This is a genomic window from Streptomyces sp. CB02009 (assembly GCF_001905825.1).
Classification (GTDB): Bacteria; Actinomycetota; Actinomycetes; order Streptomycetales; family Streptomycetaceae; genus Streptomyces.
This window is the reverse complement of sequence record NZ_LIVV01000006.1, coordinates 621,353-635,216: the sequence shown is the minus strand read 5'-3', so window position 1 is coordinate 635,216 and position 13,864 is coordinate 621,353. Positions and strand designations below refer to the sequence as shown.

Annotated in this window: 11 protein-coding genes; 1 reads left to right on the top strand and 10 read right to left on the bottom strand. The window is 72.0% G+C overall.

The features are described 5' to 3' along the window. Positions 1-46 precede the first annotated feature (46 nt). The 10 genes from AMK27_RS26625 to AMK27_RS26580 all read right to left on the bottom strand — a co-directional run bounded on the left by AMK27_RS26625 (position 47) and on the right by AMK27_RS26580 (position 13,343). Complete coding sequence (locus AMK27_RS26625; protein WP_073913058.1) at positions 47-1,747, bottom strand: proline--tRNA ligase; 1,701 nt, start codon at positions 1,745-1,747, stop codon at positions 47-49. A 69-nt stretch (positions 1,748-1,816) separates the two neighbouring features. Then, a complete protein-coding gene (locus AMK27_RS26620) occupies positions 1,817-2,362 on the bottom strand; it encodes a GNAT family N-acetyltransferase (RefSeq protein WP_073913055.1) in 546 nt (181 codons plus the stop codon). Between the two features lie 28 nt (positions 2,363-2,390). Further along, complete coding sequence (locus tag AMK27_RS26615) at positions 2,391-3,236, bottom strand: GNAT family N-acetyltransferase (RefSeq protein WP_073913052.1); 846 nt, start codon at positions 3,234-3,236, stop codon at positions 2,391-2,393. Positions 3,237-3,390: 154 nt separating this feature from the next. After that, positions 3,391-4,548 (bottom strand): flavodoxin-dependent (E)-4-hydroxy-3-methylbut-2-enyl-diphosphate synthase, encoded by a 1,158-nt coding sequence (gene ispG / locus AMK27_RS26610; RefSeq protein ID WP_030322406.1) that lies wholly within the window; start codon positions 4,546-4,548, stop codon positions 3,391-3,393. Between the two features lie 103 nt (positions 4,549-4,651). Beyond that, entirely contained in the window at positions 4,652-5,959 is a 1,308-nt protein-coding gene (locus AMK27_RS26605) for a M50 family metallopeptidase (protein WP_073913049.1), read from the bottom strand. Beyond that, positions 5,956-7,206 carry a 1-deoxy-D-xylulose-5-phosphate reductoisomerase gene (gene dxr / locus AMK27_RS26600; protein WP_073913046.1) on the bottom strand — a complete coding sequence of 417 codons (1,251 nt, stop codon included), beginning with the start codon at positions 7,204-7,206 and terminating at the stop codon, positions 5,956-5,958. Before dxr ends, AMK27_RS26605 begins: the two co-directional genes overlap by 4 nt. Before the next feature lie 34 nt (positions 7,207-7,240). Next, the gene (gene aroA, locus AMK27_RS26595) at positions 7,241-8,491 is read right to left on the bottom strand and encodes a 3-phosphoshikimate 1-carboxyvinyltransferase (protein WP_073913043.1); all 1,251 of its coding nucleotides are present in this window, start codon (positions 8,489-8,491) and stop codon (positions 7,241-7,243) included. A 76-nt stretch (positions 8,492-8,567) separates the two neighbouring features. Next, positions 8,568-10,490 carry an acyl-CoA dehydrogenase family protein gene (locus tag AMK27_RS26590; RefSeq protein ID WP_073913040.1) on the bottom strand — a complete coding sequence of 641 codons (1,923 nt, stop codon included), beginning with the start codon at positions 10,488-10,490 and terminating at the stop codon, positions 8,568-8,570. Between the two features lie 240 nt (positions 10,491-10,730). Further along, complete coding sequence (locus AMK27_RS26585) at positions 10,731-12,176, bottom strand: aldehyde dehydrogenase family protein (protein ID WP_073913037.1); 1,446 nt, start codon at positions 12,174-12,176, stop codon at positions 10,731-10,733. Positions 12,177-12,374: 198 nt separating this feature from the next. Next, complete coding sequence (locus tag AMK27_RS26580) at positions 12,375-13,343, bottom strand: EamA family transporter (protein ID WP_073913034.1); 969 nt, start codon at positions 13,341-13,343, stop codon at positions 12,375-12,377. A gap of 182 nt (positions 13,344-13,525) precedes the next feature. On the opposite strand from AMK27_RS26580, the gene AMK27_RS26575 reads away from it, so the two are divergent. Then, positions 13,526-13,750 carry a hypothetical protein gene (locus AMK27_RS26575; protein ID WP_338014336.1) on the top strand — a complete coding sequence of 75 codons (225 nt, stop codon included), beginning with the start codon at positions 13,526-13,528 and terminating at the stop codon, positions 13,748-13,750. Positions 13,751-13,864: the final 114 nt, after the last annotated feature.

Genomic DNA, 13,864 nt, shown 5'->3' with positions numbered 1-13,864 from the left:
GGGCGGGAGCCTTCCGGCCCCCGCCCCTCCCTCATGTCTCCCGCTCTCAGGCGGTCAGGCGGGCGAGCGCCTCGTCGACCGTCAGTTCCTCGCGGTCGCCCGTCCGGCGGTCCTTCAGCTCCACGACGCCCTCGGCCGCGCGGCGGCCGGCGACCAGGATCTTCGGGACGCCCATGAGCTCCGCGTCGGTGAACTTGACGCCGGGCGAGACGCCCGCGCGGTCGTCGACCAGGACCCGGAGGCCCGCGGCGGACAGCTTGTCGGAGACCTCCAGGGCCAGCTCGGTCTGGAGGGCCTTGCCCGCGGCGACGACGTGGACGTCGGCCGGGGCGACCTCGGCCGGCCAGCACAGGCCCTTCTCGTCGGCGGTCTGCTCCGCCAGCGCGGCGACGGCGCGCGAGACGCCGATGCCGTACGAGCCCATGGTCACGCGGACGGGCTTGCCGTTCTGGCCGAGGACGTCGAGCTTGAGGGCGTCGGCGTACTTGCGGCCCAGCTGGAAGATGTGGCCGATCTCGATGGCGCGGTCCAGCGTGAGGCCGGTGCCGCACTTGGGGCACGGGTCGCCCTCCTCGACCACGACGACGTCGACGTACTCCTCGACCTCGAAGTCACGGCCCGCGACGACGTTCTTCGTGTGCATGCCGTCCTTGTTGGCGCCGGTGATCCACGCGGTGCCCGGCGCCACGCGCGGGTCGGCGATGTACGTGACCTTCTCCAGGCCCTGCGGGCCGACGTAGCCCCGTACGAGGTCGGCGCGCTCGGCGAAGTCCGTCTCGGTGACCATCTCGACGACGGCCGGCGCGAAGTGGTCCTCGACCTTGCCCATGTCGACCTCGCGGTCGCCCGGGACGCCCACGGCGACGATCTCGCCGTCGACCTTCACGAGGAGGTTCTTCAGCGTGGCGGAGGCCGGGACGCCGAGGGAGGCGGCCAGGGTCTCGATCGTGGGGGTGTCCGGGGTGGGGATCTCCTCGGCGGCCGCGACGGCCGAGCCGTCGACCGGCGCGAGCACGTACGAGACGGCCTCGGTGTTCGCCGCGAAGTCGCAGTTGGGGCAGTCGGCGAAGGTGTCCTCGCCGGCCTCGGCCGGGGCCAGGAACTCCTCGGACTTCGAGCCGCCCATGGCGCCGGCGGTGGCCGCGACGATGCGGTAGTCGAGGCCGAGGCGCTCGAAGACCCGCTGGTAGGCCTGGCGGTGCAGGGCGTAGGACCGGGCGAGGCCCTCGTCCTCGGTGTCGAAGGAGTACGAGTCCTTCATCAGGAACTCGCGGCCGCGCAGGATGCCGGCGCGGGGGCGGGCCTCGTCACGGAACTTGTTCTGGATCTGGTACAGGATGACCGGCAGGTCCTTGTACGAGGAGCACTGGTCCTTGACCAGGAGCGTGAAGATCTCCTCGTGCGTCGGGCCGAGGAGGTAGTCGCCGCCCTTGCGGTCCTGGAGGCGGAAGAGCTCGGCGCCGTACTCGTCCCAGCGGCCCGTCGCCTCGTACGGCTCACGCGGCAGCAGCGCGGGGAGGGTGACCTCCTGCGCGCCGATCGCGTCCATCTCCTCGCGGACGATGCGCTCGATGTTGGTGAGGACCTTCTTGCCCAGGGGCAGCCAGCTCCAGATGCCGGCGGCGGTGCGGCGCACGTAGCCGGCGCGGACGAGGAGCTTGTGGCTGAGGACCTCGGCGTCGGCCGGGTCGTCGCGCAGCGTCTTCGCCATCAACTGGGACATGCGCTGGACCGGTGCGTTGGCCATGGTTCTCGTACTCCTGCCGGGTAAGGATGATGGCCCCGAGATTAGCCGGGCCTCCCCGGGTCGGAGAAATCAGTTCCGGCGCTTGAGCGGCAGCGACGCGCCCATGACGGCGTACGGGCGGACCGCGCTCGGGAAGTGCACCTGGCGGGCGAGGTCCTGGTAGCCGAGGGAGCGGTAGAGGCCGCGGGCCGGGCTGTCGGTGTCGATGGCGGAGAGGATCGAGCGCGGCTGGGCGGACTCGTCGGTGATGGTGGTGATCAGCTCGCGGCCGACGCCGCGCCCCTGGTAGCCGGGGTGGACGTGGAGTTCGGTGATCACGAAGGAGTCGTCGAGCCAGTCGACGGTGCCGGTGGCGCGCAGGTACGCCTCGACGACGGTGGACCACCAGTGGCCCCGGTCGTTGGGCATCCCGTACACGAATCCGACGAGTCTCCCCTCGGGGGTGGTGGCCCCGTAGGCGCGGGCGCCGGGGCTGAGCAGGTGGCGCAGCACGATGTGGCGGCGTACGGCGACCTCGTCCGCGTCCAGGCCGAAGGCGAGCGCCTGCACGGCGAGTGCCTCGTCCACCCGGGCGGCGAGATTGACCGGTCCGATCATGACCTCTGCGTCATCCATGCGGCGCACCCTACAAGCGGCCGGGGCCTCAGAACAGCACGCTCATGAAGGCACCGGTCTCCTGGAAGCCGACACGGCGGTACGAGGCCCTCGCCGGGGTGTTGTAGTCGTTCACGTACAGGCTGACGACGGGTGCGACGTCCGCCAGGGCGTACTGGAGGACGGCTGCCATGCCCGACTCGGAGAGGCCCTTGCCGCGGTGCTCGGGGGCGACCCAGACGCCCTGGATCTGGCAGGCCTGGCGGGTGGCGGCGCCGATCTCCGCCTTGAAGACCACCTTGCCGTCCTCGATGCGGGCGAAGGAGCGGCCGGAGCCGACGAGCTCGGCGACCCGGGCCTGGTAGAGCAGTCCGCCGTCGTTGGCGAGCGGGGAGATGCCGACCTCCTCGGTGAACATGGCCACGCACGCGGGCATGATCACTTCCATCTCGTCCTTGCGGACGCGGCGCACGAGCGGGTCGGGCGCGACGGCCGTGGAGGGCTCCTCCGCGACCATCAGCGGCTGCCGGGCGCGGACGTCCCGCGCGGGGCCCCAGCTGGGCTCCAGGAGCCGCCACAGCTCGGTGGTGGGTTCGGCGGGGCCGACGATCGAGGAACAGCGGCGGCCGGTCCTGCGCGCACGGTCGGCGAAGGCGCGCACCGCCTCGGGCGTCGCGCAGAGCGGGACGAGGTTGGCACCGGAGTAGCAGAGCGACCGCAGCCGCCCCTCGCTGTACCAGCCCCACATCTCGCCGCCGAGCCGCCAGGGATCGAGTCCGGCGACCTGGACGCGGGCGGTCACGAAGGCGTTCTCGACGGGGGCGCTCTCCAGAACGGCGAGTGCGGCGCCGAGGTCGGCGGGTTCGAGGACCCGGGTGGCGGGGTGTGTCAGCACGAGGGGGCCTCACCGTACGGTTCTACGTGGTCTCCGCACTTTACCCCCCTCGCCTGTGGCGGGGCCCTTCCCGCACACGAAGCCCCCTCCTCCCCGGAGGGAGGAGGGGGCTTCGACGGGAGACGGGAGCCGGTCCCGTGAGGAGCCGGAAGGCTCAGCCCGCGACGGCGACCGACGGCTCGCCGCTGGCGACGCCGTCCTTCTCCATCTGCTCGGCGATCTTCAGCGCCTCTTCGATGAGGGTCTCGACGATCTTCGACTCGGGGACGGTCTTGATGACCTCGCCCTTCACGAAGATCTGGCCCTTGCCGTTGCCGGAGGCGACGCCGAGGTCGGCCTCGCGGGCCTCGCCCGGGCCGTTCACGACGCAGCCCATGACGGCGACGCGCAGCGGGACGGTCATGCCGTCGAGGCCGGCGGTGACCTCCTCCGCGAGCTTGTAGACGTCGACCTGGGCGCGGCCGCAGGACGGGCAGGAGACGATCTCCAGGCGGCGCTGGCGCAGGTTCAGCGACTCCAGGATCTGCATGCCGACCTTGATCTCCTCGGCCGGCGGGGCGGAGAGGGAGACGCGGATGGTGTCGCCGATGCCCTGCGAGAGCAGCGCGCCGAAGGCGACGGCCGACTTGATGGTGCCCTGGAAGGCGGGGCCCGCCTCGGTGACGCCGAGGTGCAGCGGGTAGTCGCACTGGGCGGCGAGCTGGCGGTAGGCCTCGACCATGATCACCGGGTCGTTGTGCTTGACCGAGATCTTGATGTCGCGGAAGCCGTGCTCCTCGAAGAGGGACGCCTCCCACAGGGCGGACTCGACGAGCGCCTCGGGGGTGGCACGGCCGTACTTCTTGAGCAGGCGCGCGTCGAGCGAGCCGGCGTTGACGCCGATGCGGATCGGGGTGCGGGCGTCGGAGGCCGCCTTGGCGATCTCCTTGACCTTGTCGTCGAACTGCTTGATGTTGCCGGGGTTGACGCGGACGGCCGCGCAGCCGGCGTCGATCGCCGCGAAGACGTACTTCGGCTGGAAGTGGATGTCGGCGATCACCGGGATCTGCGACTTCCGCGCGATGACCGCGAGGGCGTCGGCGTCGTCCTGGGTGGGGCAGGCCACGCGCACGATCTGGCAGCCGGAGGCCGTCAGCTCGGCGATCTGCTGCAGCGTGGCGCCGATGTCGGACGTGCGGGTCGTGGTCATCGACTGCACGGAGACGGGAGCGTCACCGCCGACGGCCACGCTGCCGACCTGGATCTGGCGGCTCTTGCGCCGCTCGGCGAGCCGGGTCGGGACGGTCGGGATACCGAGAGAAATCGCGGTCATCTTTTGTGCAACCTCAAGGTTGTGCGTCGGCGGGCTCAGGTCTCCGAGGTTACCGCCCCGGGGGCGGGGGGCCGGACACCACCGGGTCCGGCCCCCCTGCGGGCTACGTGATCTTCACCGGGTTGACGAGGTCGGCGGCGAGGACGAGCAGCGTGAAACAGACGAAGACGCCGGCCACCACGTACGCGGCGGGCATCAGCTTCGCCACGTCGAAGGGGCCCGGGTCGGGGCGCTTGAAGATCCGGGCCGTGTGGCGGCGTACGGACTCCCACAGGGCGCCCGCGATGTGACCGCCGTCGAGCGGCAGCAGCGGGAGCATGTTGAACAGGAACAGCGACACGTTGAACCCGACGAGCAGGTTCATGAACATCACGAGGATCGTCGTCGGCGGGGCCTCGACGGTCATCAGCTCACCGGTGATGCGGGCCGCGCCGACCACGCCGACCGGCGAGTCGTCGGCGCGCTCCCCGTCGCCGAAGGTGGCGTCCCACAGGCCGGGGATCTTGCCGGGGAGGGCGATGACCGAGTGGACGCCGTTCTCCAGGAGGTCGCCCATGCGGTCGGTGGTCTCGCCGAAGCTGAGCGGCGCGACCTCGGTCTTGGAGGCGAAGCCGAGGTAGCCGGCGTCGACGTACCGGACCGGCTGGACGACCTTGCCGTCCTCGTCCTTCGCCAGCACCTTGTTGGCGACGAGGTCGGGGTGCAGTTCGAGCCGCTGCCCGGCCCGCTCGACGGTGATCGTCGCGGGACCGATGGTGTCGCGGATGCGGTCGGAGAGGGTGTCCCAGTCGCCCACGGGGGCCCCGTTGAACGCGACGATCTTGTCGCCGTCCTTCAGGCCGGCCTTGAAGGCCGGGGAGACGGGGTCGCCGGCGGCGCACTTGTCGCGCTTCTCGTCCTGCTCGATCACGCACTTCTGGACGCCCGCGACCTGCGTCGTCTGACCCTCGATGCCCAGCGTCATCATCGAGCCGAAGAACAGCGCCACCGCGAGGACCAGGTTCATGAACGGTCCTGCGAACATCACGATCACGCGCTTCCACGGCTTGCGCGTGTAGAAGAGCCGGGTCTCGTCGCCGGGCTTGAGCTCCTCGTACGAGGCCTCCCGGGCGTCCTCGATCATCGAGCGCCAGGGCGAGGTGGAGCGGGCCTCGATCTTGCCGTCCTCGCCCGGCGGGAACATGCCGATCATGCGGATGTAGCCGCCGGCGGGGATGGCCTTGATGCCGTACTCGGTCTCGCCGCGCTTCTTCGACCAGATCGTGGGGCCGAAGCCGACCATGTACTGCGGCACGCGGATGCCGAAGAGCTTGGCCGTGGAGAGGTGGCCCAGCTCGTGCCAGGCGATGGAGACGAGAAGGCCGAAGGCGAACAGCACGAGGCCCAGGACGTACAGGAGCATTTCGGTCATGCGCGGGCCTCCGCTGTTGCCTTCGCTGCGAGCTCTCGGGCCCGGGCGCGCGCCCAGGTCTCCGCTTCGAGGACGTCCGGCACGGTGAGGGAGGTTCCCGCGACGGGAACGCCGTGCTCCGCGACGACCGCTGTGACCGTATCCATGATTCCGTTGAACGGCAGCCGTCCGGCGAGAAACGCCTCGACGCACTCCTCGTTGGCCGCGTTGAAGACGGCGGGGGCCGTGCCGCCCAGCTCGCCGACGTGCCGGGCCAGACCGACCGACGGGAACGCCTCCGTGTCGAGCGGGAAGAACTCCCAGGTGGAGGCCTTGCTCCAGTCGAAGGCCGGGGCCGCGTCCGGGACCCGCTCGGGCCAGCCGATGCCGATGGCGATCGGGCCGCCCATGTCGGGCGGGGTGGCCTGGGCGAGCGTGGAACCGTCGGTGAACTCGACCATCGAGTGCACGTACGACTGCGGGTGGACGACGACCTCGATGCGGTCGAAGGGGATGTCGTAGAGGAGGTGCGCCTCGATGACCTCCAGGCCCTTGTTGACCAGGGTGGCGCTGTTCACCGTGATCACCGGGCCCATCGCCCAGGTCGGGTGGGCGAGCGCGTCCTCGCGGGTGACGCCGGCGAGCTGGGCCCGCGTACGGCCGCGGAACGGGCCGCCCGAGGCGGTGACGACCAGCTTGCGGACATCGGCGCGGGTGCCCGCGGCGAGCGCCTGGAAGAGGGCCGCGTGCTCGGAGTCGACCGGGATGATCTGGCCGGGCTTCGCGAGTGCCTTCACCAGGGGGCCGCCGACGATCAGCGACTCCTTGTTGGCGAGGGCGAGGGTACGGCCGGCTTCGAGGGCGGCGAGGGTCGGCGCGAGGCCGATGGAGCCGGTGATGCCGTTGAGGACGGTGTGGCACGGCGAGGCGGCGAGCTGGGTGGCCGCGTCGGGGCCGGCGAGGACCTCGGGCAGCGGCTCGGAGCCGTACAGCGCCTTCAGGGCCGTACGGAGCTCCTCGACCACGTCCTCGCGGGCCACGGCGACCGCGGCGACCTTCAGCCGGTGCGCCTGCTCGGCGAGCAGCGCGACCCGGCCGCCCGAGGCGGCCAGGGCGGTGACCCGGAAGCGGTCGGGGTTGCGCAGCACCAGGTCGATGGCCTGCGTGCCGATGGACCCGGTCGAGCCGAGGACGACGATGTCCCGGCGTCCTTCGGAGACGTCGAAGGCGATATGGGGGTCGGCGAGAGGAGAGGGGCGGTCGCTCATGCCCCCCATTCTTGCCGCAAACGCCGTGCGGTCTTCACGGGGTGCGGACGAACGTGTCGAAGACCCGGTGGAAGTCGGGGAACGTCTTCTTCACACAGCCCGGGTCGTCGAAGGTGATGCCGGGTGTGCGCAGGGCGGTGACCGCGAACGACATGACGATCCGGTGGTCGCCGTGGGTGGCGATCTCGACGGGGCCGGAGGGCGTGCCGGGCTGGATCTCGATCCAGTCGGGGCCGGTGCGGACCGTGATGCCGAGGCGGCGCAGGTTCTCGGCGCAGGCGTCGAGGCGGTCGCACTCCTTGACCCGGGTGTTGGCCACGTCCTCGATGCGGACCGGTCCTTCGGCGAACGGCGCGAGGGCGGCGAGGGTCGGCATGGTGTCGGAGATGTCCCGCATGTTGACGGTGAGCCCGCGCAGGACGCCGGTGGAGCGGACGGTCGTGCCCGTGGCGGTGATCTCGACGTCGGCGCCCATGCGGCCCAGCACCTCGACGAAACCGAGGTCTCCCTGGAGGGCGCCGGTGCCGAGACCCGGAACGGTGACGGAGCGGCCGGGTTCGAGGGCGGCGGCGGCGAAGAAGTAGCTGGCGGTGGAGGCGTCGGGCTCGATGCCGTAGGTACGGGCGCGGTAGCCGGTGGGGGCGACCCGGTAGGTGCGGGCGCCGTCCCGGCCCCGCTCCTCGCCGATCTCCGCGCCGAAGTCGCGCATCATCGCGAGGGTGATCTCGACGTACGGCTCCGAGACCAGATCGGTGACGGTGATGTCGAGGCCCTCGGCGGTGAGCGGGCCCAGCATCAGGAGCGCCGTCAGGTACTGGGAGGACTGGCCGGCGTCCAGGGTGAGCGCGCCGCCCTTCACTCCGCGGGCGTGGACGTCGAGGGGATGGTGCCCCTCCTGCCCCCCGTGCCGCAGGTCGACGCCGAGCTCGCGCAGGGCGGTGCTGAGCGGGCCCAGGGGGCGCCGGCGCATCTGGGCGGAGGCGTCGAAGCGGTAGGTGCCGTGGCCGGCGGCCGCGAGGGTGGGCAGGAAGCGGGCGGTGGTGGCGCCGTCACGGCAGTAGACGTCGGCGGAGTCCGCGCCGGGGCCGGCGGGGCGGCCCTCGATGTGCCAGGCGTCGTCCTCGCGGCGGACGGCGTACCCGAGGGCGGCCAGCCCCTCGGCGAAGCCCTCGGTGTCGTCGGAGACGAGGGGCCGCAGGAGGGTGGTGGTGCCTTCGGCCGCGGCGGCGAGGAAGAGCGCGCGGGCGGTGACGGACTTGGAGCCGGGGATGTGGATGACGGTCACGGGTCCATCCTGCCGGGCTTCGCCGCCCGGACGACCGGCGTTCCGCATGGCGGAACGCCGCGTCGGCGCCGGGGCGTCAGGGGACGCGGCGGTGGACGTTCTCCTCGGTCGTCGGGCCCGGGGTCGCGTCCGCGATCCAGGGGCCGTCGTCGCCCGGATCGACGATGCCCTCCTCCAGCCACGTGTACCGGCCCGCGAGGACTCCCTCGGCGACCCGGCCGTCGACCTCGTCCGTGTGGGACCAGAGCCGGCCGAACAGCTCCTCGGTCCGCAGCCGGGCCTGCCGGCAGAACGCGTCCGCGAGCTGCTGCGCCTCCCGGCCGTGGTCGCCGGTGGTGCGCAGCAGTTCGGCCCGGACGCAGGCCGCGCTCATCGCGAAGAGTTCCGCGCCGATGTCCACGATCCGGCCGAGGAAGGCCTGCTTGAGCTCCATCCGGCCCTGCCAGCGGGACATCGCGTAGAACGTGGAGCGCGCCAGTTTGCGCGAGGTCCGCTCCACATAGCGCAGATGCACCGCCAGCTCGCCGAACTCCCCGTACGAAGAGGGCAGTTGCCCCGGACCCGTCACGAGTCCCGGCAGCCAGCGGGCGTAGAAGCCGCCCGCCCGCGCACCCGCCTTCGCCTTGTCGGCGAGCGACTTCCCGGGGTCGATGAGGTCCCCCGCGACGGAGAGGTGGGCGTCGACGGCCTCGCGGGCGATCAGCAGGTGCATGATCTCGGTCGAGCCCTCGAAGATCCGGTTGATCCGGAGGTCGCGCAGGACCTGCTCGGCGGGGACGGCGCGTTCGCCGCGGGCGGCGAGCGAGTCGGCGGTCTCGTAGCCGCGGCCGCCCCGGATCTGCACGAGTTCGTCGGCGATGAGCCAGGCCATCTCGGAGCCGTACAGCTTCGCGAGGGCGGCCTCGATGCGGATGTCGTTGCGGTCCTCGTCGGCCATCTGGGAGGCGAGGTCGACGACCGCCTCCAGGGCGAAGGTGGTGGCCGCGATGAAGGAGATCTTGGTGCCGACGGCCTCGTGCCGGCCGACCGGCCCGCCCCACTGCTCGCGGACGCCCGCCCATTCGCGGGCGATCTTCAGGCACCACTTCCCGGCGCCCGCGCAGGCGGCGGGGAGCGAGAGCCGGCCGGTGTTGAGGGTGGTGAGGGCGATCTTGAGGCCGGCGCCCTCGGGGCCGATGCGGTTCTCGGCGGGGACGCGGACGCCGTGGAAGCGGGTGACGCCGTTCTCGAGGCCGCGCAGGCCCATGAAGGCGTTGCGGTGCTCGACGGTGATGCCGGGCGAGCCGGCCTCGACGACGAAGGCGGTGATGCCGCCGGGGTGCCCGTCGGAGGCGGGCACGCGGGCCATGACGACGAGCAGGTCGGCGATGACGCCGTTGGTGGTCCAGAGCTTCACGCCGTCGAGGACGTACGCGTCCCCGTCGGGCACGGCCGTGGTGGCCAGCCGCGCCGGGTCGGAGCCGACGTCCGGCTCGGTCAGCAGGAACGCGGAGATGTCCGTACGGGCCAGCCGGGGCAGGAAGGCGTCCTTCTGCTCCTGGGTGCCGAACAGTTTCAGCGGCTGCGGTACGCCGATCGACTGATGCGCGGAGAGCAGGGCGCCGACGGCGGGGCTGGCGGAGCCGACGAGTGCGAGGGCCCGGTTGTAGTACAGCTGGGTGAGGCCGAGACCGCCGTACTTCCGGTCGATCTTCATGCCGAGCGCGCCGAGTTCCTTGAGCCCGGCGAGCGTCTCGTCGGGGATGCGGGCCTCGCGCTCGATGCGGGCGCCGTCGATCCGGGTCTCGCAGAACGTGCGCAGGGTGGCCAGGAAGGCCTCGCCGCGCCGGGCGTCCTCCTCGGCGGGCAGCGGATGGGGATGGACGAGGTCGAGCCGGAACCGGCCGAGGAAGAGCTCCTTGGCGAAGCTGGGCTTGTGCCAGTCCCGCTCACGTGCGGCCTCGGCGGTCTGCCGGGCCTCGTGCGCGGTGACCTTGGGCCGCTGGGTGGGGGCGGACATGGACACCTCCTCGGTCTCATGTCCGTCGTACCCGATTTCCGCCGGTACGGACAGGCGGGAGACCGGCCGAGGTCCGGCCGTACGGCGAGCAGGAGGCGGGCCGGAGGTGGGCCGCAGGTGGGCCGTACGGCGAAAGGCGGCCCGAACCCCCGCACAGTGGGTTCGGACCGCCTGGTCTCGTGGACGTGCGCCGTACGGGGTACGGCCCGCGCCGTACGCCTCGCGCCGTGCGCCGTCCGGCTAGAGGGCGAGGCCCGTCAGGACGAGGACGCGCTCGTAGGTGTAGTCGTCCATCGCGTACTTGACGCCCTCGCGGCCGACGCCGGAGCGCTTGGCGCCGCCGTACGGCATCTGGTCGGCGCGGTACGAGGGGACGTCGCCGACGATCACGCCGCCGACCTCGAGGGCGCGGTGGGCGCGGAAGGCGGCCTGGAGGTCGTGGGTGAAGACGCCCGCCTGGAGGCCGAAGTCGGAGTCGTTGACCGCGGCGAAGGCCTCGGCCTCGCCGTCGACCTTGGCGATGGTCAGGACCGGGCCGAAGACCTCGGCGCGGGCCAGCGTGACGTCCGACGGGAGCTCGGTGAGCACGGTCGGGGCGTAGGTCGCGCCCTCGCGCTTGCCGCCCGCGAGGAGCTTGGCGCCGGCGGCGACGGCCTCGTCGACCCAGGACTCGACGCGCTTGGCGGCGGCCTCGTCGACCAGCGGGCCGACGTCGGTGGCGGCGTCGGACGGGTCACCCGTGACCTGCGCCTCGACGGCGGCGACGATCTTCGGCAGCAGGCGGTCGTGGACGGAGGAGTCCACGATCACGCGCTGGACGGAGATGCAGGACTGGCCGCCCTGGTAGTTGGAGAAGGTGGCGATACGGCTCGCCGCCCAGTCCAGGTCCTCCTCGGAGGACCAGTCGGGGAGGACGACGGCCGCGGCGTTGCCGCCGAGCTCCAGGGTGCAGTGCTTGTGGGGCACCGACTGCTGGATGGCGTAGCCGACCGTGTCGGAGCCGGTGAAGGAGATGACCGGGAGGCGCTCGTCCTTGACGAGGGCGGGCATGCGGTCGTTCGGCACGGTCAGGATCGACCAGGAGCCGGCCGGCAGGTCGGTCTCGGCCAGGATCTCGCCCAGGATCAGGGAGGAGATCGGCGTCGACGGCGCCGGCTTGAGGATGATCGGGGCGCCGACGGCGATGGCCGGGGCGACCTTGTGCGCGCTGAGGTTCAGCGGGAAGTTGAACGGCGCGATGCCGAGGACGACACCCTTGGGGATACGGCGGGTGAGCGCGAGGCGGCCCGCGCCACCGGCCTCGGTGTCCAGACGCTGGGCCTCGCCGGCGTTCCAGCGGCGGGCCTCCTCGGCGGCGAAACGGAAGACGGAGACGGCACGGCCGACCTCGCCGCGGGCCCACTTGATGGGCTTGCCGTTCTCGGCGGAGATCACCAGGGCGATCTCCTCGGTGCGCTCGGCGAGCCGCTTCGACACGTGGTCGAGGGCGGCGGCGCGGACGTGCGCCGGGGTCGCGGCGAACTCGTCGACGACGGCGTGCGCGGCGGCGACCGCCTCCTCGACCTGGGCCTCGGTGGGCACGCTGACCTTGCCGACCAGACGTCCGTCGAAGGAGTTCGTGACGTCGAAGGTGGCCTCGCCGGTGGCCTCGCGGCCGGCGAGCCAGAAGGCGTGGGTGGTCGTCATTGCGTCCCGGCCCTTTCCGTATCGGGGGGTGCGAGCGATTGCTCTCGTGACACGTTAGGGCCGGGGCGGCAAACGTGGGCTTGTCCGGTGTGGAGTGATGGGTCGGAAGCTCTGTCCGAATTGGCCGAAGAGGGGCGGCCGCGGGTAGGACGGGGCGTCGAGGAGCCCCCGCACCGGAGGACTCCGGGGGAGCTCCGGTCAGCCGCGCCGTTCCGTCGAGACGATGAGGCAGACTCCGCCGACGACGATCGCGCCACCGAGGACGATGGGCCAGGACAGCGCCTCGTCGAGGACGAGGGCGCCGAGGGCGACCGCGACGACGGGGTTCACGTACGCGTAGGTGGCGACGAGCGAGAGCGGTGCGGCCTGCAGGAGCCACGCGTACGCGGTGAAGGCGATCAGCGAGCCGAAGACGATCAGATAGGCGAGCGCGACCCACGACCGGGTGGAGATCCCGGCCAGGTCGAGGCCGTGCTGCTCGCCCCGGAAAAGCCCGAGGGCCATGCCGGCCAGGCCGCCCGCGACCATCTCGTACGCACTGGCCGTGAAGGGGTTCGCGGGCATCGGGAGGCGGGCGGAGGAGAACGAGCCGACGGACCAGAGCAGGGTCGCGACCACGACGAGGACGACCCCGCCGACCTTCACCTCGCCGCTGATGCCCGGCAGGGTGAGCACGGCGAGTCCCACCAGCCCCAGGAGGACTCCGGCCAGCCCGCCGAGGCTCGGCCGCTGCCCGGTGGCGGCCTTGAGGATCACGACCCAGGCCGGGACGACGGAGATCAGAAGGGCGGCCAGGCCGGAGGGTATGGAGGTCTCGGCGAGGACGACGAGGGCGTTGCCGCCGAGGATCAGGAGCAGACCGACGAGGACGGCCGACCCGAGCTGCCGCCGGTCCACCTTGAGGGCGGCGGGCCCCTGGCGCCAGGCGATGATCCCGGCGAGGAGCAGGCCGGCGGTGGTGAAGCGGACGCCGGCGGAGAGGAACGGCGGCATCGTCTCGACGGCGATCCGGATGCCGAGGTACGTGGAGCCCCAGACGATGTACACGATGCCGAGCGCGGCCCATACGGCCCCGGTGATCCGGCGGGTGGGGGCGGTGGTGGCGGTCGCGGCGGGGGCGATGGCGCGGGTCGTGTCGGGAGCCGGATCGACGGCGGGGCTTGTCATGAGCAGGAGAGTAAGGAGTGAAAGGTCCGTTGACCAAGAGAATTGCCCGCAATCGGGCACACGGAGGCCGGTACGGCCTTCACGCGCGCGCGTGAAGGCCGTTTTCCACGGAGTGGCAGGATGTCCGGACCCCGCCGCGGCAGCGGTGCGGGGAGACCGAAGACAGGGGGAGTCACATGATCATGTTCGCGTTGGCCGGCGTCCTAGTGCTCACGATCGGCGGGTGCGTCTGCGTGGTGTGGGCGGCACGGGGCGGGCCCCGCTGGGTGCGCGGGGTGGCCGCCGTGACGCTGACGATCGGCCACATCCTGCGCGACAGCAACCGGCGGCGGGGCCGCGGATCGAACGGCGGCGGGAACAGCGGGAGCTGGGGCGGGGGTTCGGACAGCGGCGGCTCGGACGGCTAGCCGACCAGGACGACCAGCGGGCCCAGGCGGTTGGCGAACTCGGACGACCAGAGGGCCCGGGCGACCGGCAGGCCCGGACGACCAGCGGGCCCGGACGACCAGAGGGCCCGGACG

Excerpts from the sequence above, each read along its gene's own strand:
- AMK27_RS26625 (WP_073913058.1), bottom strand. The coding sequence starts at position 1,747 with ATGGCCAACGCACCGGTCCAGCGCATGTCCCAGTTGATGGCGAAGACG.
- AMK27_RS26620 (WP_073913055.1), bottom strand. The coding sequence starts at position 2,362 with ATGGATGACGCAGAGGTCATGATCGGACCGGTCAATCTCGCCGCCCGG.
- ispG (WP_030322406.1), bottom strand. The coding sequence starts at position 4,548 with ATGACCGCGATTTCTCTCGGTATCCCGACCGTCCCGACCCGGCTCGCC.
- AMK27_RS26605 (WP_073913049.1), bottom strand. The coding sequence starts at position 5,959 with ATGACCGAAATGCTCCTGTACGTCCTGGGCCTCGTGCTGTTCGCCTTC.
- dxr (WP_073913046.1), bottom strand. The coding sequence starts at position 7,206 with ATGAGCGACCGCCCCTCTCCTCTCGCCGACCCCCATATCGCCTTCGAC.
- AMK27_RS26590 (WP_073913040.1), bottom strand. The coding sequence starts at position 10,490 with ATGTCCGCCCCCACCCAGCGGCCCAAGGTCACCGCGCACGAGGCCCGG.
- AMK27_RS26585 (WP_073913037.1), bottom strand. The coding sequence starts at position 12,176 with ATGACGACCACCCACGCCTTCTGGCTCGCCGGCCGCGAGGCCACCGGC.
- AMK27_RS26580 (WP_073913034.1), bottom strand. The coding sequence starts at position 13,343 with ATGACAAGCCCCGCCGTCGATCCGGCTCCCGACACGACCCGCGCCATC.
- AMK27_RS26575 (WP_338014336.1), top strand. The coding sequence starts at position 13,526 with ATGTTCGCGTTGGCCGGCGTCCTAGTGCTCACGATCGGCGGGTGCGTC.